Origin of the sequence: Microbacterium pasadenense, from assembly GCF_047246565.1 — a bacterium.
Lineage (GTDB): Bacteria > Actinomycetota > Actinomycetes > Actinomycetales > Microbacteriaceae > Microbacterium.
This window is the reverse complement of record NZ_JBFOKN010000002.1, coordinates 720,521-743,620: the sequence shown is the minus strand read 5'-3', so window position 1 is coordinate 743,620 and position 23,100 is coordinate 720,521. Positions and strand designations below refer to the sequence as shown.

Genomic DNA, 23,100 nt, shown 5'->3' with positions numbered 1-23,100 from the left:
CCGCGCGGCAGAAGCGCCGGCCGGCGCGGCTCGCGCGCTAGAGCGACGCGAGCAGGGCGCGCAGGGCGCCGCCGTTCCTGTTGAAGTCGAATTCCCAGGGCGACGTGTAGTCGGCGCCTTCGCTCTCGAGCGGCGGGTTCCAGAAGTAGTCGACCCGGTCGGCCTTCGTCAGGCCGATGAGGTGCTCGGTTCGCCCGGAGTAGCTCTGGGAGTTGAGGATGATCATCGCGTCGAGATGGTCGGCGAAGATCGAGTTGTACATGCCCGAGCCGCCGAAGCCGGCGATGACGCGTGCGTTTCCGAACAGCTTCGCCTGCCCCTCGAGCGGATGGTCCTCCGGGTAGACGACCGTGAATCCGTGATCCTCGAACAGCTGGTCGACCGCCGAAGCGTTCCGGCAGCCGCGCTTCTTCACCCCGTATCGGCGAGAGACGAAGATCTTGCGGGGCGACGAAGGGTCGACCTCCACCAGTTGCTCCCGCATCCTCGACCAGGTCTCCGCGACGGCCGGATGGACGAAGAGGCTCGGCGAGTACTGCAGGCCCAAGGAGGGCACGATCAGTCGCCGCAGCCGCGCCGGCTTGGACACCCAGGTGACGCGGTCGCGCGGTACTCCCGCGGCGAAGAGCATCTCGTACGGCCGCCGATCGCGCCCGATGGATGCCGTCGGCTCGGGCAACAGGAACCGAGCGTCCGGATACCGTGCTTCGATCTCATCGAGTGCCCAGAGGCGAGCCACGGTCTGCGCGATGAGGTGGCCGAAATGCCCGTGGAAGGGATGCGTGAGGTCCACATACTCGGCATCCGGCAGAAGAGGCGCCTTCGAGGCGTCCCGCAGCCGGTACACCGTGTTCTGGTGGGCGCTGAACGGCTGGTGGGGCAGCATGAGGTACTTCGCGTTGCCCCAGGGGTACCGGAACGAGCTCGGCAGCACGGTCGATTCCACGCTGAAGGCCATGTGTCCGTGGAAGCCGATGTCGCCCTCGTACCGCCGGAGCGTCATCGGAGGGACATCCAGGACCGACTCCACCCGGCGCGGCATCCGGGCCGGCTCGTGGTGGTCGACGACGGCGGGGGACTCGAAACGCCCGCCGGGCAGCGTGAGCAGCACCTCGTGCGAGGCCTTCCGGAGTCGCTGCGGCAGGACCTCATCGGCGTCGCGCTCGGTGACCGTGACGGCGTAGGCACGGCGGCGGCGGAACCACGACAGATCTGCGCGTATGGAGGAGCGCGCCGTGGCGGCGGTGAGCTCCTTCAGCTCAGCCTCCGTGAAGCCCGAGACCGAACCGGCTGCTCCGGACACCCACGCGGCCAGGGTCGACGCGCCGGCCCTCGACTGCCGCCCGGCGCGCGCGGTCGGCGCGCTGACGACATACAGCCCGCCCGGCCGCAGGAAATAGTACGCCCAGCCCCACAGCTCCACACGGCTGCTGTGCGTCGCCGTGCGGAGGTCGACGAAGCAGTCGACGGGCGGCATCCGGCGCAGCAGTTCGCGGAGCGCGGCCGAGTCGGCGAACGCCGCGTCTCCCGCGCGCGCCTTCGGCTCCTTCGGCAGGTCTCCCGTCCAGAGGACGCGGACGTTCTGGTCGGCGAACCGATCCCGCCATGGATCGACGTCCCGGTCGGTAGACGCGACCAACACCACGAGCGCGCGGCGGCCGCGCATCCTCGGCGATCCCGCGGCGACGTCGTACGTCTCCTGAGCGTGGTCGGGTCGCGCAAGCGACATCCGTACGGTCTTGACTACCCGACGTGCGGATGAGAGAAGGCCTCGCCCGGACCCAAGGATTCGAATCACCGCCGGAGCGTATCAGCATCCTCCCGAGCAACTCCTGCGGACCCGCGGTCGCCGGGCGACACGAACGCCCTGCTGCCAGTCGAGGCATCGAGAGATATGGCTCCTATCTCATCAATGCGGACGGATACGGAGATTGGGTGAAGGGCGACAATGCCGCTGAGTGTGCGGCTTACATCAGCGCGTGGTTCCAGGGTCTGATGTCGAAGCGTCAGTCGTCAGCAAGCTCGATCGAGATGGTGACGGGGCGAAGCGGATCCGGCTTCGAGCCCGTCGCGTTAGAGGGACTTATCGACGAGATCCTGAGTCGATCCATGCTGAAGCGAGCCTCCCATGATGCCGCCCGGTTGACTTCTCCCCATCGGAATGAAGCTGTGCGTTTGCGGGTCTTCGAGTCTGGCGGGCTGGTGGAGAGTCGCGGACGAAGATTCTACGTGGCAGGAGTCGATGGCGGGCTACAGGCTGCAGCCATCGTGGGGTACCTGGATGGTTCATCGGACGACACAGATGAGTAGGGCATCGTGTATTCGCCGGAACCTGCCAGGAGGTGTTGGCGAGGCTGTCGATTTCTCCCGCCTTGTTGCGGACTCGGAGGGAACCGATCCATCCGACGGTGGTGGTCTCCTACGCGATCGACACCTGGCTGAACGGTGACCTCGAGGCGACTGTCCTCACTGCCGCAGCGGCAGCATCAGGGCGTGTGGAGGGGATGACGGGAATCGAACCCGCGTAATCAGTTTGGAAGACTGAGGCTCTACCATTGAGCTACATCCCCGAAACCGCTGAAAACAGCGACTCGACGAGTCTAGCGGACTCGGTCGGCTAGACTTACCAACGGCCGTTTTTCGGCGCTCGCCCCGTGCGCGCCCGGGGCGTAGCTCAGCTTGGTAGAGCGCCCGCTTTGGGAGCGGGAGGCCGCAGGTTCAAATCCTGTCGCCCCGACAACGACCCCCACGAACCCAGACCCCAAACGGACGCGCATGTGTGCGGCCGGAGAAGGAGAACGACAGGCATGGTCACCAGCACCGTCGAGCAGCTCAACCCGACCCGGGTCAAGTTCCACATCACGGTCACCCCCGACGAGCTCAAGCCGAGCATCGCGCACGCCTATGAGCACATCGCTCAGGACGTGCAGATCCCCGGATTCCGCAAGGGCAAGGTCCCGGCTCCCATCATCGATCAGCGCATCGGTCGCGAGGCCGTGCTCGAGCATGCCGTGCAGGAGGGCCTGGACGCGTTCTACCGCGAGGCCGTCACCGCCAACGAGGTCCGCATCGTCGGCCGTCCCTCGGCGGAGATCGTCGAGTGGCCGAGCACAAAGGACTTCACCGGCGACCTCAAGGTCGAGGTCGAGGTCGACGTCCGCCCCGACTTCGAGCTGCCGTCCTACGACGACATCACGATCGAGGTCGACGCCGTCGAGACCGACGACGCCGCGATCGACGCCGAGCTCGACAAGCTCCGCAGCCGCTTCGGCACCCTCGTGACGGTCGACCGTCCCGCCAAGACCGGCGACTTCGTCGAGCTCGACCTCGTCGCGACGATCGACGACGCCGAGATCGACCGCGCTGAAGGCGTGTCGTACGAGCTCGGCTCGGGCGAGCTGCTCGAGGGCATCGATGAGGCGATCGAATCGCTGACCGCCGGTGAGGACACGACGTTCCGCTCGAAGCTGGTCGGCGGCGAGCGTGCCGGCGAAGAGGCGGAGGTCGCCGTGTCGGTCAAGGCCGTCAAGGAGCGCGAGCTGCCCGAGGCCGACGACGACTTCGCACAGGTCGCCAGCGAGTTCGACACCATCGCCGAGCTGCGCGAGAGCCTCGTCGAGCGCGTCTCGCAGCAGTCGGTCTTCACGCAGGGCTCGGCGGCGCGCGACAAGCTCATCGAGGTCCTCATCGAGAAGTCCGACATCCCGGTCCCCGCGAAGCTCGTGGAGGACGAGGTCCACGCTCACCTCGAGGGCGAAGGCCGGCTCGAGGACGACGTGCACCGCGCCGAGGTGACGGAGGCGAGCGAGAAGCAGTTCCGCACCCAGATGGTCCTCGACAAGGTGGCCGAGAAGCACGAGGTGCAGGTCTCGCAGGAGGAGCTGACCCAGTACCTCATCCAGTCGTCGCAGCAGTACGGCATGTCGCCGCAGGAGTTCGTCGACGCGCTGCAGGAGGGCAACCAGATTCCTCTCATGGTCGGCGAAGTGGCCCGCAACAAGGCCCTCGCCGTCGCGCTCGGCAAGGTGACGGTCGTCGACACGGCCGGTAACCCGGTCGACCTCACCGGCTTCGTCGCCGTCGAGGACGAGTCCGCCGAGGGTGACGCCGCCGAGGGTGACGCCGCCGCGGACGACGCCGCCACGGAGGACAAGCCCGCGAAGAAGGCTCCGGCGAAGAAGGCGCCCGCCAAGAAGGCTGACGCCGATGATGCCGAGGCGCCCGCCGAGAAGGCTCCGGCGAAGAAGGCTGCCGCCAAGAAGGCGCCCGCCAAGAAGGCCGCTGCCGATGACGCCGAGGCGCCCGCCGAGAAGAAGGCGCCCGCCAAGAAGGCCCCGGCCAAGAAGGCCGCTGCCGCGGCTGACGCCGACGCTGACGCGCCGGCGAAGAAGGCGCCCGCCAAGCGCGCGACCAAGAAGGCCGCCGACAGCGAGTGAGCACCGCGCCCGAGGGCGGTGGGAGCCGGAAGGCCCTCACCGCCCTCGGGCGTTTCCGGGCACGGATGCCGCGTCCGGTATGCCCACGGCGAACACGGGCGAGACGCTGATTTCGCGCCGCTAGATTCGAATCACGAACACGAATCCAGGAGAACATCCATGGCTGAACCCCTTATGGCAACCAGTGTCTTCGACCGGTTGCTGAAAGACCGCATCATCTGGCTCGGTTCGGAGGTGCGCGACGAGAACGCGAACGAGATCTGCGCGAAGATCCTGCTGCTGGCGGCGGAGGATTCCGAGAAGGACATCTACCTCTACATCAACTCGCCCGGCGGATCGATCACCGCGGGCATGGCGATCTACGACACGATGCAGTTCGTCCCCAACGACATCGTCACCGTCGGCATCGGCATGGCGGCCTCGATGGGCCAGCTCCTGCTGACCAGCGGCACCAAGGGCAAGCGGTACATCACGCCGAACGCCCGCGTCCTGCTGCACCAGCCGCACGGCGGTTTCGGCGGCACGTCGAGCGACATCCAGACGCAGGCGCAGCTCATCCTCGACATGAAGCGACGCCTCGCCGAGATCACGGCGGCGCAGACCGGCAAGTCGGTCGAGCAGGTCAACGCCGATGGTGACCGCGACCGCTGGTTCACCGCCGACGAGGCCCTCGAGTACGGATTCGTGGACCACATCCGCGAGTCGGCGACCGACGTCGTCGGTGGCGGCGGAACCGAGAACTGAGCGATCGAAGGATGACGACACAGATGAACACCCCGACTTTCGGTCGCCCGCAGGGCATCGCCATGCCGTCGAGCCGCTACATCCTCCCGCAGTTCGAGGAGCGGACGGCCTACGGCTACAAGCGTCAGGACCCGTACAACAAGCTCTTCGAGGACCGCGTGATCTTCCTCGGCGTGCAGGTCGACGACGCGTCGGCCGACGACGTGATGGCGCAGCTGCTCGTCCTGGAGTCCATGGACCCCGACCGTGACATCATCATGTACATCAACTCGCCCGGTGGCTCGTTCACCGCGATGACGGCCATCTACGACACGATGCAGTACATCTCGCCTCAGGTGTCCACGGTCGTGCTCGGCCAGGCCGCCTCCGCGGCGTCCGTGCTGCTCGCGGCGGGTGCGCCCGGAAAGCGCCTCGCGCTGCCGAACGCCCGCATCCTGATGCACCAGCCCGCTGTCGGCGAAGCCGGCCACGGACAGGCATCCGACATCGAGATCCAGGCTGCGGAGATCCTCCGCATGCGGACCTGGCTCGAGGAGACGATGGCGAAGCACACCAATCGCACGGTGGAGCAGGTCAACAAGGACATCGACCGCGACAAGATTCTCTCGGCGCACGAAGCGCTGGACTACGGGATCGTCGATCAGGTCCTGACCTCCCGCAAGCGGACGCCTGCCGCGATCACGTCCTGACGCCTGACCGGTGCCCCGTCGATACCGGCGGGGCACCGGTGTTCCACGGGCCGCGCCCACACTCCCGTCGCAATCCAGCGCGTGTCGGGATCTGGGATTAGGCTCGAAGTCACCAGCACGAAACGGCGAGGGGGAGCCACATGGCACGCATCGGTGAGAGCGCCGACCTGTTCAAGTGCTCCTTCTGCGGCAAGAGCCAGAAGCAGGTGCAGCAGCTCATCGCCGGTCCCGGGGTGTACATCTGCGACGAATGCGTCGAGCTGTGCAACGAGATCATCGAAGAGCGCATGGCAGAATCCGGCGACGGCGAGGTCACCGATTTCGATCTGCCCAAGCCGCGCGAGATCTTCAGCTTCCTCGAGGAGTACGTGGTCGGACAGGACCCCGCCAAGCGGGCCCTCGCCGTCGCGGTCTACAACCACTACAAGCGCGTCCGGGCACGCGGCACGCTCCAGTCCGCCGAGCAGCGCGCCGACGAGGTCGAGATCGCGAAGAGCAACATCCTGCTCCTCGGGCCGACCGGCTGCGGCAAGACGTACCTCGCCCAGACCCTCGCGAAGCGGCTCAACGTGCCGTTCGCCGTCGCGGATGCCACGGCGCTCACCGAAGCCGGCTACGTCGGCGAGGACGTCGAGAACATCCTGCTCAAGCTGCTGCAGGCTGCGGACTTCGACGTCAAGCGCGCCGAGACCGGCATCATCTACATCGACGAGGTCGACAAGATCGCGCGCAAGGCCGAGAACCCCTCGATCACGCGAGACGTGTCCGGCGAGGGCGTGCAGCAGGCGCTGCTGAAGATCCTCGAGGGGACCGTCGCCTCGGTCCCTCCGCAGGGCGGCCGCAAGCATCCGCACCAGGAGTTCATCCAGATCGACACCACGAACGTGCTGTTCATCGTGGCGGGCGCCTTCGCCGGCCTCGAGGACATCATCTCCTCGCGCGTCGGCAAGCACGGTGTCGGCTTCGGCGCCCCCCTGCAGGACAAGGAGCAGGAGCTCGACGTCTTCCGCGACGTGCTGCCGGAGGACCTCCACAAGTTCGGCCTCATCCCCGAGTTCATCGGCCGCCTGCCCGTGGTCACCACGGTGTCGCCCCTCGACCAGGACGCGCTGGTCGAGATCCTCACCGGACCGAAGAACGCGTTCGTCAAGCAGTACCAGCGCATGTTCGAGCTCGACGGTGTCGAACTCGAGTTCGAGGAGGAAGCGCTCCGCGCCATCGCCGATCTCGCGGTCGCCCGCAAGACCGGCGCCCGCGGGCTGCGCGCCATCCTCGAGGACGTGCTCGGCCCGATCATGTTCGACATCCCGTCGGCGGACGACGTGGACAAGGTGATCGTCACCCGCACCGCCGTCACCGACGGCGCCCCGCCGACGCTCGTCCTGCGCCAGAAGCGCAAGAGCGCCTGACGCCGCAGGATCCTCTCGACCGGCGCTGCAGAGCCTCGCGTCGGGATGTCGGACGGGAGACCTAGGGTCCCGGTATGGGACGCATCCTCTTCGACACCGCCACCTCGCTCGACGGCTACATCGCGGACGAGCAGAACTCGCTGACCTGGCTGTTCGACGTGGACAACGGCGACACGCCGGACGAGTCACTGCTGCCTGCCGCGGCGACGGTGCTCGTCGAGGGATCGACGACGTACGAATGGGTGCTCGCGGAGAGCGACATCCTGGCGCACCCCGAACGATGGCGCGAGTTCCACGGCGATCGTCCGACCTTCGTCTTCACGACCCGCGACCTCCCGGCACCGGCAGGCGCCGACATCAGGTTCGTCTCCGGAGCCGTGGCCGACATCCTGCCGGACCTCCGGGAGGCTGCGGGGGACGGCGACATCTGGGTGGTCGGCGGGGGCGACCTCGCGGGCCAGTTCCTCGACATCGACGCGCTCGACGAGATCGCCGTCTCGGTCGCCCCGGTCCTGCTCGGCGGCGGGGCTCCGCTGCTGCCGCGCCGGGTCGACTCCGACCGCCTCCGCCTCGTGTCGGCGGAGGCGGTCGGTCAGTTCGCGCGCCTGGTGTACGCCGTCACGGCGGCCTGAGGCTCGGTCAGCCGGCGAGCCCTCGGCGCTCGAGCAGCGGCTCGATGCGAGCGTCGCGTCCGCGGAAGTCGCGGTACGCCTCGAGCGGATCCTTCGACCCGCCGACGGCCAGCAGGCGGGTCCGGAAGCGCTCACCGTTCTCGCGTGCCAGGCCGCCGTTCTCGCGGAACCACTCGACGGTGTCCGCGTCGAGCACCTCGCTCCAGATGTACGAGTAGTACCCGGCGCTGTACCCACCCGAGAAGACGTGCGCGAAGTACGTCGAGGAGTAGCGGGTCGGGACGACCGGGTTGTCCAGACCGATGTCGGCCAGCGCCATCGCCTCGAACGCGGGCACGTCGATCTCCGACGCCGCGCCCTCGGCGTCCAGGCTGTGCCAGGCCTGATCCAGCCACGATGCGGCGAGGTACTCGCTCGTGGCGAACCCCTGGTTGAAGGCTTCGGAGGCGCGCAGCCTCTCGACCACCTCGGTCGGCAGCGGTGCGTCCGTCTCGTGGTGGCGGGCGTACGAGGCGAGGATCTCCGGCCAGAAGATCCACATCTCGTTCACCTGGCTGGGGAACTCGACGAAGTCGCGGAAGACGGCGGTGCCGGCGAAGTGCGGGTACGTGACGGTCGCGAACAAGCCGTGCAGTGCGTGGCCGAACTCGTGGAAGAGCGTGGTGACCTCGTCGAGGGTGAGCAGCGTGGGCTTTCCCGGCGCCGGCTGGGGGACGTTCAGGTTGTTGACGACGATGGGGGACGTGCCGCGCAGCACCGACTGCGAGGCGATCGAGTTCATCCAGGCGCCGCCGCGCTTCGTGTCGCGGGTGTACAGGTCGAGGATGTACAGCCCGAGGTGGGAGCCGTCCTCGTTCGTCACCTCGAACACGCGCGCTTCGGGATGGTACGCCGGGATGTCGGGCCGCTCGGCGAAGCTGAGCCCGTAGAGAGCGCCGGCGGCGCGGAAGACGCCGTCGACGAGCACGCGCTCCGCTTCGAACCAGGGCCGGAGTGCGGTTCGATCGAGGTCGTACCGGGCCGCGCGCACCTTCTCGGTGTAGAAGGCCCAGTCGTGGGCCTCGAGGGCGAACCCCGAGCCTGCGGCATCGATGATCTCCTGCAGCGCCTCCTGCTCACGGCGTGCGTTGGCGGCGGCGGGCTCTGCCAGCCGCCGCAGGAGATCGTGCACGGCCTCCGGTGACCCCGCGGTCTGATCGGCGGTGATGTACGCCGCGTGGGAGTCGTGGCCGAGGACCCGGGCGCGCTCGGCGCGCAGCCGGACGATCTCGGTGAGCACCTCGCGGTTGTCGAACCCGTTGCCTCGCCGGCCGCGCGAACGCGATGCCTCCATCAGCCGCCGTCGGCTGTCCCTGTTCGTCAGGGTGGAGAGGTAGGGGTGGCCGGTGAAGAGAGTCAGGGTGACGACGAACCGGCCGTCGAGCCCGCGATCGGCGGCGTTCTGCGCCGCCGCGGACAGCTCACCCTCGGTGAGGCCGTCGAGCTCCGCGACGTCGTCGAAGACGACGGCGAGCTCGTTGGTGTCGGAGAGCAGGTTCTTCTCGAACGTCGAGCTGAGGACGGACAGCCGCTGGTTGAGCTCGGACAGGATGGTCTTCTCGGTGGAGTCCAGCCCCGCTCCGGCGTTCGTCATCTCGCGGTGGTGACGCTCGACGAGGTACCGCTGCTCCGCTGTCAGGTCGGCGGAGTCGAGTCCTTCGTGGACGGCGGCGATCCGCGCGTAGAGCTGTGCGTCCAACTGGACCGCATCCTGATGCGCCGACATCAGCGGTGCGAGGGTCTCGTCGATCTCCTGGATCTCGGGCGTCGCGTCCGCGGAGGCGACCGTGTAGAACGTGCGGGCGACGCGACCCAGCAGGTCGCCGGATCGCTCCAGCGGAAGGAGGGTGTTCTCGAACGTGGCGGGCTCGTCCTGCGCGGTGATGGCCGCGATCTCGGCCAGCTGCTCGTCGAATGCGCGGCGGAAGGCAGGCAGGTAGTGCTCCGGGCGGATCCGCGGGTAGTCCGGGAGCTCGAACGGCAGGGGCGAGGGCGTCATCAGCGGGTTGGCAGCATCCGTCATCGACCCAGCCTAGGCGCCGCCGTCCTCGCCACGGGCACGACATGCGCGCACGGAGCGCACACTGCCCGGCGGGAAGGGGGCGCTGTGCCGTGCGGCGGAGCCGTCAGCTGAGGCCGTCGTCGTCCAGGTGCCCGACGACGACCCGGCCGTCGGCCTCTCGGCGCACGACCACGCCGGTGTCGAGCTCGGCGACCGGCCGACCCTCGAGCCACGTCAGGGTCCATCGCGGGCGCGGCTGGCCGAGCCCGTCCGACGGGACGGTGGCGTCCACGGCCGCGATCTGCTCGTGCAGGTCCGCGGGCACCGCTGCGGGCGGCGCGTCGCCGCTGGTCCATCGAGTGCCGAGCTGCATGGTCAGACCTCCTGAGGGGCGAGGACGATATCGGTCACGGTGAGTGCGTCGCCGTCGGCGTACGAGACATCCGCGATGCGTCCGACCGCGGCGAGGTCGCCTTCGGCGGAGCGGACGGCGGCGATCGCCTCGGCCGGGCCGGAGATCGTGAGCGAGGAGACCGCGGTCTTCTGGGACGCCTTCGCCTCGGTCTTCGCGCGGCGGACGGCGATCAGGGCCTCGCCGACGGTGCGGAGCACAGCCGGGTCGCCTTCGATGCCCAGAGGCTCGGGCCAGGACGCGGTGTGGACGGAGCCGTCCTCGAACCAGGACCACGCCTCCTCGGCCGCGAAGGACAGGATGGGCGCCAGCAGGCGCAGCAGCGTCGACAGTGCCAGGCGCAGCGCGAGAGCCGCCGAAGCCTGCCCGGCATCGGACCGGTCGTATGCGCGCTCCTTCACGAGCTCGAGGTAGTCGTCGCAGAAGGTCCAGAAGAACGCCTCGGTGATCTCCAAGGCGCGGGCGTGGTCGAACGACTCGAAGGCCTTCGTCGCGTCGCGGACGACGTGATCGAGGGTCGCGAGCATCGACGCGTCGAGAGTGCGGGTCACCCGGGCCCCCGACGGCACCGGGAACGACAGCACGAACTTCGCCGCGTTGAGGACCTTGATCGCGAGTCGGCGGCCGATCTTCACCTGCGTCGGGTTCTGCGGGTCGAACGCCGCGTCGGCGCCCAGGCGGCTCGAGGCGGCCCAGTACCGGACCGCGTCGGTGCCGTGGGCGTCGAGGATGTCCGCAGGGGTGACGACGTTGCCCTTGGACTTCGACATCTTCTTGCGGTCGGGGTCGACGATGAAGCCGGAGATGGCGGCATCCGTCCACGGCGCCCGGCCGTCCTCCAGCACGGAGCGCACCATCGTGGAGAAGAGCCAGGTGCGGATGATGTCCTGGCCCTGCGGGCGCACGTCGAACGGGGCGACGAGGTCCCACAGCTCATCGTCCCGCTGCCAGCCGCCGGCCAGCTGCGGCGTGAGGGACGAGGTGGCCCAGGTGTCGAAAATGTCCTTCTCGGCGTCGAAGCCACCGGGGACGCCGCGCTGGTCCTCCGTGTAGCCGTCGGGCACGTCGGTGGTGGGGTCGACGGGCAGCCGCGACACGTCGGGGGTGAGCACGCGGTCGTAGTCGCGTTCGCCGTTCTCGTCGAGCGCGTACCAGACCGGGATCGGCACGCCGAAGAAGCGCTGGCGCGAGACGAGCCAGTCGCCGGTGAGGCCGTTGGTCCAGTTCTCGTAGCGGACGCGCATGAAGTCGGGATGCCACCCCATGCCGCGGCCCATCTCGATGAGCTTGTCGCGCAGCTCTGCATCGCGCGCGCCGTTGCGGAGGTACCACTGGCGCGTCGAGACGATCTCGAGCGGTCGGTCGCCCTTCTCGTAGAACTTCACCGGGTGGGTGAAGGGCTTCGACACCTCGAGCAGCGCGCCCGATTCGCCGAGCAGCTCCACGACGCGCTTCTTGGCGCTGAACACGGTCTTGCCGGCGAGCTCCGCGTAGGCCGCCCTGGCGGTATCCGTCTCGATGGCATCGGGAGCATCCGCGAGCACGCGGCCGTCCTTGCCCAGGATCGTGCGGTTGGGCAGGTCCAGCTCGCGCCACCAGATGATGTCGGTCACGTCGCCGAAGGTGCAGATCATCGCGATCCCGGTGCCCTTGTCCTGCTGTGCGAGCGGGTGCGCGAGGACGGGGACCTCGACGTCGAAGAGCGGGGTCCGGACCGTCTTGCCGAAGTAAGGCTGGTAGCGCTCGTCGTCGGGGTTCGCGACGAGGGCCACGCAGGCGGGGAGGAGCTCGGGACGCGTGGTCTCGATGTGGATGTCGCCCGAGCCGTCCGTCTTGGCGAAGGCGACCCGGTGATAGGACGCCTGCTGGTCGCGGTCCTCGAGCTCCGCCTGCGCGATGGCCGAGCGGAAGTCGATGTCCCACAGCGTGGGCGCCATGGCCTGGTAGGCCTCGCCGCGCTCGAGGTTGCGCAGGAAGGCGAGCTGGCTGGTGCGGATGGTGTCATCCGAGATCGTGCGATAGGTCTGCGTCCAGTCGACGGAGAGGCCGAGCTTGCGGAAGAGGTCCTCGAACTGCTTCTCGTCCTCGAGGGTGAGCTCCTCGCACAGCGCGATGAAGTTCCGCCGGCTGATCGGCACCTGATCGGCGGGCTTCAGGCTCTTCGCGTCGCCGCGGAACGGCGGCGTGAAGTCGGGGTCGTAGGGCAGGGACGTGTCGCAGCGCACCCCGTAGTAGTTCTGCACGCGGCGCTCGGTGGGCAGGCCGTTGTCGTCCCAGCCCATCGGGTAGAAGACCGTCTTGCCGCTCATGCGCTCGAAGCGCACCTTCACATCGGTGTGGGTGTAGCTGAACACGTGGCCGATGTGCAGGGATCCGGATGCCGTGGGCGGGGGAGTGTCGACGGAGAACACGCCCGCGCGGCCCTTCGCCGTGGCGGCGTCGCGGTCGAACAGGTAGGTGCCGGCTGCGGACCAGTTCCGGTCCCACTTCTGCTCGAGGCCCTCCAGAGCGGGCTTGTCCGGGATCTGCGCGTTCGTCATGGTGCTCCTCGAGCGATATGTGCGGCACTGTGTGAGCGTGCCTGAGTGTGGATCCCCGCCAGTCTATCGGGGCCGCCTCGCCGTTTCCCGGGAGGCGGCCCCGACGGACCGGTGCACCTCAGAAAGCCGCTTCGATCGTCTCGTTGTCGTCGATGATCGCGCGCACGGCGTCGCTCGTGAACGCCTCGGTGAGCGCTGCCGTCGCGTCGGATCCGGACTCGGATTCGGGAACGACGACCTGCAGGGCGAAGCGGTCGTCGAGCTCGGTGATCAGGCCGTCGTCCTGCGGGGTGAGGCCGAGTGCCGAGATGTGCGAGGGCCACTGGAACACGAGCTCGGCCTCGTCGTACGCGGTGTTGAGCTGGGCGATCTCGACCTGCAGGAACTCGAGGTCCTTCGGGTTGTCGGCGATGTCGTCCACCGTCGCGGCATAGGGGTCGACGCCTTCGTCGAGGGTGATCACGCCCTCGTCGGCGAGCAGCTTCAGGGCGCGGCCGGTGTTGGACGAGTCGTTCGGGATCGCGACCGTGTCGCCGTCGCCGAGGTCGTCGATGCTGTCCAGGACCTTCGAATAGAACGCGATCACGAAGTTGTAGACCGGCTGGACCGCGACGAGCGACGCGTCGTTCTTCTCGTTGAACTCGGTCATGTAGGGCTCGTGCTGGGAGAAGTTCGCGTCGATGTCGCCGGCGGCCAGCATGTTGTTGATCGTTACGTAGTCGCTGACCTCGACGAGTTCGATCTCGTAGCCGTCGGCGACCTCGTCCGCCGCCGCCTCGACGATGTCGGTCATGGGCGACGTGACGGCTCCGACGCGGAGGGTGACCGTCTCGGCGTCGCCGGTGGGCGCATCGCCCCCGGCGGCGGCGCAGCCTGACACGGCGACGAGGGCGCCGAGGGTGAGCGCGGCGAGGGCGGGACGGACGGCGGGATGACGGGACATGATGCTCCTTGGTGGGGGTCAGCGGTGGTCCAGGCGCACCGACAGGCGGTGGCCGATGGACTGGATCACGAGCACGGCGATGAGGATCACCAGGATCGTGAAGTACATGAGGGGGTAGTCGTACTCCTGGTAGCCGTACCGGAGGGCGAAGTCGCCCACCCCGCCGCCGCCGACGACACCCAGCACGGTCGAGTACGACAGCAGGCTGATGGTCGCCGACGTGAGCGCGTAGACGAGTCCGGGCACGGCTTCGGGCAGCAGGAACCGCAGCACGGTCTGCGGAAGCGTGGCGCCCAGCGTCTGCGCGACGCGCGGGATGCCGGGACTGATCTCTCGAAGGATCTGCTCGACCAGCCGCGCGTAGATCGCGACGGCGACGACGCACAGCGAGAAGGTCGCGGCGGGGGTGCCGAACGTCGTGCCGTAGATGGCGCGGGTGACGGGGATGAGGAAGACGACGAGGAGCAGGAAGGGGAAGGAGCGGACGACGTTGATGAACAGGTTCCCCGCCGTCCAGACGACGCGGTTGTGCGCGATGCCACCACGCGCGGTCAGGTACACCGCCATGCCGAGGGGGAGCCCGAGCACGACGGCGGCGGTCAGCGACACCCCGAGCATGTAGCCCGTCTCCGCGAGGCTCTCGACCAGGTCGTCTCCGCGGTCGCCGAGGGTCGCGAGGAGGGGATCCAGGAAGCCGTCGTTCATGCCCCCAGCTCCCGCCGGGCGCGCTCGAGATAGGAGCCGCGCTCGCCGTCGGCGGGAGGGCCCACGGTCAGCGTCTCGCGCAGCACGCCCTCCTCGAACAGCGCGACCCGGTCGCACACGGCGCGCACGACCGCGAGGTCATGGGTGACGACGACGACCGTGGTGCCGAGGCGGTCGCGGGCGTCTCGGAGCAGATCGAGCACGCCCTCGGTCGTCGTGGCGTCGAGAGAGGATGTCGGCTCGTCGCAGACGAGCAGCCGCGGGCGGGTGACGAGGGCTCGGGCGATCCCGACGCGCTGGCGCTGTCCGCCGCTGAGCTGGGCCGGGTATGCGTCCGCACGCTCGGTGAGCCCCACGAAGCGGAGCATCTCATCGACCGCGGCGGCGTGGGCCGCACGGTCCGAGCGGCGGCCGGGGCGTAGCCGCAGCGGAACGGCGACGTTCTGCCGGACGGTGCGGTTCCCGAGCAGATGGACCCCCTGGAAGACGACGCCGATCTGACGGCGGAGCGTCCGACGTCCCGACCGGTCGAGACCGGAGACGCGCTCGCCGAGCACCTCCACCGTCCCGGTCGTCGCGGCCACCTCGCCGGTGAGCAGGCCGAGGAGGGTGCTCTTGCCCGCGCCGCTCTCGCCGATCACGCCGAGGATCTCACCGGGACGCACGGTCAGGTCGACGTCGCTGAGCGCTCGGACTCCGTTCGGGTACACCACGCCGGCGGCGGAGAGCTGGGCCGGCGCAGGGGCGGAAGAAGGCACAGGGAACCTCGGTCGGGAGTTGTTGGACGAAGTACAACTATACTGGCGGGATGAGCACGAGGTACCGGACGGCGGCGATCAACGACGACGGCGGCGCGGGGATCAGCCGGGTGCCGGGAGGCCTCGAGGTCCGCGTCGCGAACCCGCTCGACCCGGACTTCGACACCACCGCCAGCAACCCCGAGCAGCTGCTGGCGCTGGCGTGGGCCACCTGTCTGAACGCCACCGCTCAGGCGGTCGCTCGGCGCCGGCACCGGACGGCGGTGCGGGTCGAGGTCGAGATGCAGGACGCGCCGGACCGCGGCGGCTACGAATTCGTCGTGACCGCCTTCGTCTCGGCGGAGGGACAGGACGCGGCATCCGTCACCGCGCTCGCCGAGCAGGCGCACGCGCGGTGCCCGGTCTCGCGGCTGCTGCAGGGGTCCTCGACCGTCGCGGTGCGCACCGAGCCGTGGCGGGATGCCGACGCGGCCTGACCGCCGCGCGCGACGCGCATCGCGGGTCAGCCCCGGACGTCGATCCCCAGTGCGGCGGCGAACGAGGTCGCGTGCTCCGCGGCCTGCGCGCCGGACATCGTCGCGCCGCGGAGCGCACGGACATCGGTGAACGACAGCGCGTCGAGCCCGCGCAGATCGAGGTCGACCGCCTGCATCTCGCGGGTGTCGAACTCGTCCACGCGCGTCGCGGAGAAGGCGAGCCGCTCGATCCGCGCGCCGGGGGCGTCCCACGCCGTGATCCGGCAGTCCGTCACCTGCACGTCCCGGAGGGTCGCCGAGCCCGCCGAGAGGTAGTCGATGCGCACGCCCTCGAGGAGGACGGCGTCCCAGCGCCCGCGGGAGAGGTCGAGGCTTCCGATCCTCCCGCCGCGCACGATCACGGTGCGCCAGGTCGCATCACGGGCGATCACCTCGGTCGCGACGGGCTGCTCGAGGTACACATCCGAGACGGTCGCGCCGGTGAGATCGAGCCGGTCCACGGACGCCGCGGTGATCGTGCACTCGCTGATGCGCGAGTGCCCCGCATCCGTCCGCCCGCCGGCGAGGTGGACGCGCGCGCCGGTGATGTCGCCGGAGCGGGTCAGCTCGCCCGGCTCGAGATCGGGCGGCAGATCGGGAGCGGCCATCCGGGGCGGGTGGGGATGGATGCGCGCGCGGGCCATGACGTCAGCCTAGAGCGCCGGTATGATGGGGTCATCAGCACCGATCCGGTCATCACCGGGGAGCTCTCGGAAGAACAGCGGTCCGCCGCCCAGTAGACCCGAGCGGGGCAGGCCCGTGACAGCCGCAGATGAGAGGGTGCGCCGTTCCCACGGGTCGCACCAAGCGGGGTGGTACCGCGGTCGTCAGATCGTCCTCGCAGGAGACGACCTGCAGGAGCACCATGACTTACCCCCGATCTTCCGCCTTCGGCCCCGCGGCCTCCGTCGTGCCGAGCCCGAGCTTCCCCGACGTCGAGCGCGACGTCCTCGCGTTCTGGGAGCAGGACGGCACGTTCCGCGCCTCGATCGAGCAGCGCGAGGGCGCCGACGAGTGGGTGTTCTACGACGGCCCGCCGTTCGCCAACGGCCTGCCGCACTACGGCCACCTGCTCACCGGGTACGCGAAGGACCTGTTCCCGCGCTTCCAGACCATGCGCGGCAAGAAGGTCGACCGGGTGTTCGGCTGGGACACGCACGGCCTGCCGGCCGAACTCGAGGCGATGAAGCAGCTCGGCATCACGGAGAAGAGCCAGATCGAGGAGATGGGCATCGACGCGTTCAACGCGAAGGCCCGGTCCTCGGTCCTGGCGTACACCCATGAATGGGAGGACTACGTCACCCGTCAGGCGCGCTGGGTCGATTTCGAGCGGGGCTACAAGACGCTCGACACCGGCTACATGGAGTCGGTCCTGTGGGCGTTCGCGACGCTCTGGGACAAGGGCCTGGCGTACGAGGGCCACCGCGTCCTGCCGTACTGCTGGCGCGACGAGACCCCGCTGTCCAACCACGAGCTGCGCATGGACGACGACGTCTACAAGATGCGGCAGGACCCGTCGGTCACGGTGACGTTCCCGCTCGTCGGCGCGAAGGCCGAGTCGCTGGGGCTCACCGCGGTCCGCGCGCTCGCGTGGACGACGACCCCGTGGACGCTCCCGACCAACGTCGCGCTCGCCGTGGGGCCCGACATCGCCTATGCCGTTCTGCCCGGCGGACCGGCGGGCGCCGCCGACGTCCACGAGGACGCCCTCGAGGGGGAGTCGCACCGCTACCTGCTCGCCGTCGACCTGGTCGGCAACTACGCGAAGGACCTCGGCTACGAGTCCGCCGACGCGGCCCGTGCGGCGGTCGAGCGGACCATCCCGGGATCCGAGCTGGCGGACGTCCACTACGACCGTCTCTTCGACTACTACGCGGACGAGGAGACCTGGGGCACGCACACCGCGTGGCGCGTCCTCGTCGACGACTACGTCACCACGAGCGACGGCACCGGCATCGTCCACCAGGCTCCCGCCTACGGTGAGGACGACCAGCGGATCACCGCAGCCGCCGGCATCCCCCTCATCATGAGCCTGGACGACGGCGGCCGGTTCCTGCCGCAGGTCACCGATGTCGCCGGCGAGCTCTGGCTCGACGCGAACCGCCCTCTCATCCGTCTGCTCAGCGCCGAGGGCCGACTGCTGCGCGAGGCGAGCTACGAGCACTCGTACCCGCACTGCTGGCGCTGCCGGAACCCGCTGATCTACAAGGCGGTCTCGAGCTGGTTCGTGAGCGTCACGTCGATCAAGGACCGCCTCGTCGAGCTGAACGACCGGATCACCTGGGCGCCCGAGAACGTCAAGCACGGCCAGTTCGGCAAGTGGCTCGAGGGCGCGCGCGACTGGTCGATCAGCCGCAACCGCTTCTGGGGCTCGCCGATCCCGGTCTGGAAGAGCGACGATCCCGAACACCCCCGCGTCGACGTCTACGGCTCCCTGGCGGACATCGAGCGCGACTTCGGCCGGCTCCCCATCAACGAGGCGGGAGAGGTCGATCTGCACCGCCCGTTCATCGACGAGCTGACCCGGCCCAATCCGGACGACCCCACCGGGCGCTCCACGATGCGTCGCATCGAGGACGTCTTCGACGTCTGGTTCGACTCGGGCTCCATGCCGTACGCACAGGTGCATTACCCGTTCGAGAACCGCGACTGGTTCGACGAGCACGCCCCCGCCGACTTCATCGTCGAGTACATCGGACAGACGCGCGGCTGGTTCTACGTCATGCACGTCCTCTCCGGAGCGCTGTTCGACCGGCCCGCCTTCGCCGGCGTCGCCTGCCACGGCATCGTCCTCGGCAGCGACGGGCAGAAGATGTCGAAGTCGCTGCGCAACTATCCGGACGTGAGCGAGGTGTTCGATCGCGACGGCTCCGACGCGATGCGCTGGTTCCTCATGAGCTCTTCGGTCCTGCGCGGCGGGAACCTGGTCGTCACGGAGGAGGGCATCCGCGCCGGCGTCCGCGAGTTCCTGCTGCCGCTGTGGAACACCTGGTACTTCTTCTCGACGTACGCGAACGCCGCCGGCGGTCCCGAGGGCACCGGCTACGAGGCGCGGTGGCGCACCGACTCGACGAACGTGCTCGACCGGTACATCCTCGCGCTGACGGGCGACCTCGTCCGCGGTGTGGCCGCCGATCTCGACGCACTCGACTCGACGATGGCCGCGGCGAAGCTCCGCGACTTCGGCGAGGCGCTGACCAACTGGTACGTGCGTCGCTCGCGCGACCGGTTCTGGGTGGGGGTGGATGCCGCCGACCCGGCCACCACCGAGGCGTTCGACACCCTGTACACGGTCCTCGAGACGGTCACCCGCGTCGCCGCCCCGCTCATCCCGCTCGTGGCCGAGCGCATCTGGCAGGGCCTGACCGGCGAGCGCAGCGTGCACCTGCAGGACTGGCCCGACGCGTCGGCGTTCGCGCCCGCATCGGACATCCGCCAGGCCATGGACACCGTCCGCGAGGTGTCGTCGGTGGCCAACGCGCTGCGCAAGAAGGAGGGCAAGCGCGTGCGGCTGCCGCTCGCGGCGCTCACCGTGGCGGTCGCCGACACGGCATCCCTCGCCCAGTTCGAGGAGATCCTCCGCGATGAGCTCAACGTCAAGGGCGTCGAGCTCGTCGAGCTCAGCGAGGGGCTCGCCGAGCAGTACGGGATCACCCCACGGCTCGCCGTGAACGCCCGGGCCGCGGGTCCGCGGCTGGGGAAGCAGGTGCAGCACGTCATCAAGGGCGCCAAGGCGGGCCTGTGGACGGAAGAGGACGGCGTCGTCGTCGTCGACGGCATCGCGCTCGAACCGGGGGAGTACGACCTGACCCTCGAGGCGGGCGGCGTGGCCGAGGGCACCGCCATCGCGCTGCTGCCCGCCGGCGGCTTCGTGCTGCTCGACACCACGACCACGCCGGAGCTCGAGGCCGAGGGGCTGGCACGCGACGTGATCCGCGCCGTGCAGGACGCCCGGAAGGCGGCCGGATTCGACGTGAGCGACCGCATCGCGCTCCAGCTCACGTTCGACGTCGACGCGGATGCCGAGGCCGTGGCATCCGCCTTCGACCTCGCCGACGTGGCAGGGGAGACCCTCGCCGTCGCCGCCCTCGTCGCGACGTCGGCCGGCGTCACCGTGCGGGGCGAGGCGCTCCGCTCGGCACCGGAGCACACCGGGACCGTCCCCGCCGGGACCTACGCCAACGCCGGCGGCTTCACGGTCGGCGTTCGCCGGATCGGAGCGACCTCATGAACGACCGCACGCGAGCGGATGCCGTCTACGCGGCGCTGCTGGAGCGCCAGGGCGAGCGGTGGGTCGAACCCCGCGTCGACCGCACCCGGCGGGCCCTCGACCTGCTGGGCGACCCGCAGCGCACCTACCGGGTGATCCACGTCACCGGGACGAACGGCAAGACGTCGACGAGTCGCATCATCGAGTCGATCGTGCGTGCTCACGGACTGCGGACGGGCCTGTTCACGAGTCCCCACCTCGAGCGCTTCACGGAGCGGGTCATGGTCGACGGCGAGCCCATCGCGGACGCCGCGATCGCCGACGCCTGGGAGGAGATCGCGCCGATCGTCGCTCTCGTCGACGCCGAGCTCGAGGCGAAGGGCGAGGCCGCCCTCACCTTCTTCGAGCTGCTCACCGTGCTCGCGTTCGTCGCGTTCGCGGACGCCCCCGTCGACGTCGCCGTCGTCGAAGTCGGGATGGGCGGGGAGTGGGATTCCACGAACACCGCCGATGGCGACGTCGCGGTCATCGCGCCGATCGACATCGACCACGCCGACCGGCTCGGCAGCACGATCGCGGAGATCGCCCGCGTCAAGGCCGGGATCATCAAGCAGTCCGCCGCCGTCGTCTCCGCGCAGCAGGACCCGGCGGCCGCGGCCGTGCTGACGGAGGCCGCACGGCGACGTGAGGCGACGCTGGCGACCGAGGGGGAGCAGTTCGGGCTGCTCGAGCAGAAGCTCGCCGTCGGCGGCCAGCTGGTCACGGTCCGCGGGCTCGCGGGCACCTACGAGGAGCTGTACCTGCCGCTGTACGGCGCCCACCAGGGCCACAATGCGGCGCTCGCGATCGCTGCGGTGGAGTCGCTCATCGGGGGAGCCAGGCAGACCCTTGCGGGCGACGTCCTCGCCGACGGACTCGCCGGCGCCACCTCGCCCGGCCGACTGCAGCTGGTGGGCGTCGCCCCGACGGTCCTCGTCGACAGCGCGCACAACCCGCACGGTGCCCGCGCCCTCGTGACGGCGCTGAGCGACTCGTTCGACTTCGATGAGTGGGGGCTCGTCCTCGGCGCCTTCGAGGACAAGGACATCGCCGGGATCGTCGGCACGCTGGCCCCCGCCGCGGCGCACGTGTTCGCGACCGCGCCGGAGTCCGATCGGGCGGCCGACCCCGACACCGTGGCCGACCTGGCCGAGCAGGCGGGCACGCCGGTGACGGTGCATCACGACCTCGGGCAGGCATCCGAGGCCGCGCGGGCGTGGGCTGCGGCATCCGAGCGCCGCGCCGTCATCATCGCCGGCAGCGTCGTGCTCGCCGGTGAAGCGGTCATGCTCGCGGCGGCCGAGGACTGGAAGGCCGGGTACGAGGCATGAGCAGCCGGGTCCGCCGGCGGCGCGGCGCGCAGGAGTCGCTGCTGTCGGTCGTATTGGCATCCGAGTCGATCGTCGTCTTCCTGGGAGGGCTCGTCGCCTACGGGCTGAAGGCCCTGCCCGCCGGGATCGACGACTGGTGGGGCATCGTCGCGGGCGGAGCGCTGGCCGTCGTCATGCTGGCGACCTCGGGACTGCTGCGGCACCGCTGGGCGGTGTACCTCGGTGCCGTGCTGCAGGTGGTCCTGGCGCTCGGAGCGTTCTTCGTGCCCGCCCTGCTGATCGCCGCCGCCGTTTTCGGCGCGCTGTACGTGTATGCGACGATCAAGGGCGGCGCTCTCGATGAGCGCAATGCCTCGCTCGCCGCGCAGGCGGAAAGAAACGGAGACTGACATGGCCACCGAACAGACCCTCGTCCTCGTCAAGCCCGACGGCGTCGCCCGTGGACTCACCGGGGTGATCCTCGCCCGGATCGAGGCGAAGGGCTACGCCCTCGTCGACCTCCGCCTGGTGGAACCCGACCGCGCGCGCCTCGAGGAGCACTATGCCGAGCACGCCGGCAAGCCGTTCTACGAGCCGCTGCTCGATTTCATGATGTCGGGACCGTCGGTCGCCATCCGTCTCGCGGGCAACCGCGTCATCGAGGGCTTCCGCTCGCTCGCCGGCACCACCGACCCGACGACCGCGGCACCCGGCACGATCCGTGGTGACTTCGGCCGTGATTGGGGCCTCGCGGTGCAGCAGAACCTCGTGCACGGCAGTGACAGCGCCGAATCCGCGGCCCGCGAGCTGACCATCTGGTTCGACTGAGCTTTTTCACGACGACGCAGCGCCCGGCGGAATGGCTTCCGCCGGGCGCTTGGTCGTGTGCGGGCGTGCCCGCAGCGGCGGACGGATGCCCCGGATCAGAACTCCGCGATCCAGTTCAGGCGGAGCTGGGCGAGCAGACCGACCACGGCGAAGGCGAGGATCGCCATCAGGGGCACCCACGGCGCGAGGGCGTCGCCGATGCGCCGCACGCGGTCCGACCGGCCCAGTGCGCCGATCCGCAGGAGATGGACGGCGACGGCGAAGAACGTGGGGATCGTCACCGACCACGTCACCATGCACCAGGGGCAGAGTGTGCCGAGCACGTAGATGCTCTGCGAGATGAGCCAGATCACGAAGCCGAGCGCGGCGGTGACCCCGAGCCCGAACACGAGCCAGAACCAGCGTGCGAAGCGGGCGCCCGCCAACAGGGCCGCGCCCACGACGACCGGTGCCATCCATGCCGTCAGTCCGAGGATCGGGTTGGGGAAGCCGAAGACCGATCCCTGCGGTGACTGCAGGTTCGCGCCGCACTGCACGAGCAGGCTGATGTCGCATGCGGCCGTCGCGTTCGGGTCGGCGAGCAGCTTCAGCCGCTCGAGGGTCAGCTCGAAGGCGGCGAACCATCCGATGATGCCGGCGACGATGAGCCACACGGCGAGGACGGGCGATCGGGGCGGGTGCTGCCGGGTCGTCATGGGGCTGATTATCGCACCGCCGCTGATGCCGGCCGGAGCGCCGCGACCGTGGAAATGGGTGGCGAGTCACGGTTTCGGCGCGTTAGTGAGATAATGGTGGTCGATGTCCGCGCGGCCGCGCCGCCCGGGTGTCACCAGAAGACTTCGGGCGATGACCGCCCGCGCAGCACGACCCCCGCGCAGAGAGCGGGAAC

Annotated in this window: 19 protein-coding genes, 2 tRNA genes and 1 pseudogene; 12 read left to right on the top strand and 10 right to left on the bottom strand. The window is 69.5% G+C overall.

Annotated elements, in window-relative coordinates; all coding sequences use genetic code 11:
• Positions 1-37 precede the first annotated feature (37 nt).
• Positions 38-1,729: a glycosyltransferase family 61 protein gene (locus tag AB3M83_RS09735; RefSeq protein WP_412947518.1), complete on the bottom strand. Its 1,692-nt coding sequence runs from the start codon at positions 1,727-1,729 to the stop codon at positions 38-40.
• A gap of 206 nt (positions 1,730-1,935) precedes the next feature.
• Here AB3M83_RS09735 and AB3M83_RS09730 point away from each other — a divergent pair, with 206 nt between their 5' ends.
• On the top strand, positions 1,936-2,310 hold the full coding sequence (locus AB3M83_RS09730) for a hypothetical protein (RefSeq protein ID WP_412947515.1): 375 nt from the start codon (positions 1,936-1,938) through the stop codon (positions 2,308-2,310).
• Between the two features lie 186 nt (positions 2,311-2,496).
• On the opposite strand, the gene AB3M83_RS09725 is transcribed toward AB3M83_RS09730, so the two are convergent.
• Positions 2,497-2,570 (bottom strand) — tRNA-Gly (locus AB3M83_RS09725).
• A gap of 93 nt (positions 2,571-2,663) precedes the next feature.
• On the opposite strand from AB3M83_RS09725, the gene AB3M83_RS09720 reads away from it, so the two are divergent.
• The 6 genes and pseudogenes from AB3M83_RS09720 to AB3M83_RS09695 all read left to right on the top strand — a co-directional run bounded on the left by AB3M83_RS09720 (position 2,664) and on the right by AB3M83_RS09695 (position 7,910).
• Positions 2,664-2,737: transfer RNA gene (locus AB3M83_RS09720), tRNA-Pro, on the top strand.
• A gap of 70 nt (positions 2,738-2,807) precedes the next feature.
• Positions 2,808-4,436 (top strand): trigger factor, encoded by a 1,629-nt coding sequence (gene tig / locus AB3M83_RS09715; RefSeq protein WP_412947513.1) that lies wholly within the window; start codon positions 2,808-2,810, stop codon positions 4,434-4,436.
• A 147-nt stretch (positions 4,437-4,583) separates the two neighbouring features.
• A pseudogene (locus AB3M83_RS09710) lies at positions 4,584-5,180 on the top strand (ATP-dependent Clp protease proteolytic subunit); the annotation flags it as partial.
• A gap of 23 nt (positions 5,181-5,203) precedes the next feature.
• On the top strand, positions 5,204-5,869 hold the full coding sequence (locus tag AB3M83_RS09705) for an ATP-dependent Clp protease proteolytic subunit (protein ID WP_412947510.1): 666 nt from the start codon (positions 5,204-5,206) through the stop codon (positions 5,867-5,869).
• 140 nt (positions 5,870-6,009) lie between these two features.
• The gene (gene clpX, locus AB3M83_RS09700) at positions 6,010-7,278 is read left to right on the top strand and encodes an ATP-dependent Clp protease ATP-binding subunit ClpX (RefSeq protein ID WP_412947509.1); all 1,269 of its coding nucleotides are present in this window, start codon (positions 6,010-6,012) and stop codon (positions 7,276-7,278) included.
• Between the two features lie 74 nt (positions 7,279-7,352).
• A complete protein-coding gene (locus AB3M83_RS09695; protein ID WP_412947507.1) occupies positions 7,353-7,910 on the top strand; it encodes a dihydrofolate reductase family protein in 558 nt (185 codons plus the stop codon).
• Positions 7,911-7,917: 7 nt separating this feature from the next.
• Here the strand turns inward: AB3M83_RS09695 and AB3M83_RS09690 are convergent, their stop codons facing one another.
• From AB3M83_RS09690 to AB3M83_RS09665, 6 genes are all read right to left on the bottom strand, one after another.
• Positions 7,918-9,972: a M3 family metallopeptidase gene (locus tag AB3M83_RS09690; RefSeq protein ID WP_412947505.1), complete on the bottom strand. Its 2,055-nt coding sequence runs from the start codon at positions 9,970-9,972 to the stop codon at positions 7,918-7,920.
• A gap of 103 nt (positions 9,973-10,075) precedes the next feature.
• Positions 10,076-10,324 carry a hypothetical protein gene (locus tag AB3M83_RS09685; RefSeq protein ID WP_412947503.1) on the bottom strand — a complete coding sequence of 83 codons (249 nt, stop codon included), beginning with the start codon at positions 10,322-10,324 and terminating at the stop codon, positions 10,076-10,078.
• Between the two features lie 2 nt (positions 10,325-10,326).
• Positions 10,327-12,903 carry a valine--tRNA ligase gene (gene valS / locus AB3M83_RS09680; protein WP_412947501.1) on the bottom strand — a complete coding sequence of 859 codons (2,577 nt, stop codon included), beginning with the start codon at positions 12,901-12,903 and terminating at the stop codon, positions 10,327-10,329.
• 118 nt (positions 12,904-13,021) lie between these two features.
• Positions 13,022-13,846 (bottom strand): MetQ/NlpA family ABC transporter substrate-binding protein, encoded by an 825-nt coding sequence (locus AB3M83_RS09675; RefSeq protein ID WP_412947499.1) that lies wholly within the window; start codon positions 13,844-13,846, stop codon positions 13,022-13,024.
• A gap of 18 nt (positions 13,847-13,864) precedes the next feature.
• Positions 13,865-14,551 (bottom strand): methionine ABC transporter permease, encoded by a 687-nt coding sequence (locus tag AB3M83_RS09670; protein WP_412947497.1) that lies wholly within the window; start codon positions 14,549-14,551, stop codon positions 13,865-13,867.
• The gene (locus tag AB3M83_RS09665) at positions 14,548-15,309 is read right to left on the bottom strand and encodes an ATP-binding cassette domain-containing protein (protein WP_412947494.1); all 762 of its coding nucleotides are present in this window, start codon (positions 15,307-15,309) and stop codon (positions 14,548-14,550) included. Before AB3M83_RS09665 ends, AB3M83_RS09670 begins: the two co-directional genes overlap by 4 nt.
• Before the next feature lie 50 nt (positions 15,310-15,359).
• Here AB3M83_RS09665 and AB3M83_RS09660 point away from each other — a divergent pair, with 50 nt between their 5' ends.
• A complete protein-coding gene (locus tag AB3M83_RS09660) occupies positions 15,360-15,785 on the top strand; it encodes an OsmC family protein (protein ID WP_412947492.1) in 426 nt (141 codons plus the stop codon).
• A 26-nt stretch (positions 15,786-15,811) separates the two neighbouring features.
• On the opposite strand, the gene AB3M83_RS09655 is transcribed toward AB3M83_RS09660, so the two are convergent.
• Positions 15,812-16,468: a hypothetical protein gene (locus tag AB3M83_RS09655; RefSeq protein ID WP_412947489.1), complete on the bottom strand. Its 657-nt coding sequence runs from the start codon at positions 16,466-16,468 to the stop codon at positions 15,812-15,814.
• A gap of 221 nt (positions 16,469-16,689) precedes the next feature.
• Here AB3M83_RS09655 and ileS point away from each other — a divergent pair, with 221 nt between their 5' ends.
• The 4 genes from ileS to ndk are packed head-to-tail and all read left to right on the top strand — an operon-like array spanning position 16,690 to position 22,211.
• Entirely contained in the window at positions 16,690-20,055 is a 3,366-nt protein-coding gene (gene ileS, locus AB3M83_RS09650; protein ID WP_412947487.1) for an isoleucine--tRNA ligase, read from the top strand.
• On the top strand, positions 20,052-21,404 hold the full coding sequence (locus AB3M83_RS09645) for a bifunctional folylpolyglutamate synthase/dihydrofolate synthase (protein ID WP_412947484.1): 1,353 nt from the start codon (positions 20,052-20,054) through the stop codon (positions 21,402-21,404). The genes ileS and AB3M83_RS09645 overlap by 4 nt, the downstream gene beginning before the upstream one ends.
• The gene (locus tag AB3M83_RS09640; protein ID WP_412947482.1) at positions 21,401-21,793 is read left to right on the top strand and encodes a DUF4233 domain-containing protein; all 393 of its coding nucleotides are present in this window, start codon (positions 21,401-21,403) and stop codon (positions 21,791-21,793) included. The genes AB3M83_RS09645 and AB3M83_RS09640 overlap by 4 nt, the downstream gene beginning before the upstream one ends.
• Position 21,794: 1 nt before the next feature.
• Complete coding sequence (ndk, locus tag AB3M83_RS09635; protein ID WP_412947480.1) at positions 21,795-22,211, top strand: nucleoside-diphosphate kinase; 417 nt, start codon at positions 21,795-21,797, stop codon at positions 22,209-22,211.
• Positions 22,212-22,306: 95 nt separating this feature from the next.
• On the opposite strand, the gene AB3M83_RS09630 is transcribed toward ndk, so the two are convergent.
• Positions 22,307-22,906: a vitamin K epoxide reductase family protein gene (locus AB3M83_RS09630; RefSeq protein ID WP_412947479.1), complete on the bottom strand. Its 600-nt coding sequence runs from the start codon at positions 22,904-22,906 to the stop codon at positions 22,307-22,309.
• Positions 22,907-23,100 lie beyond the last annotated feature (194 nt).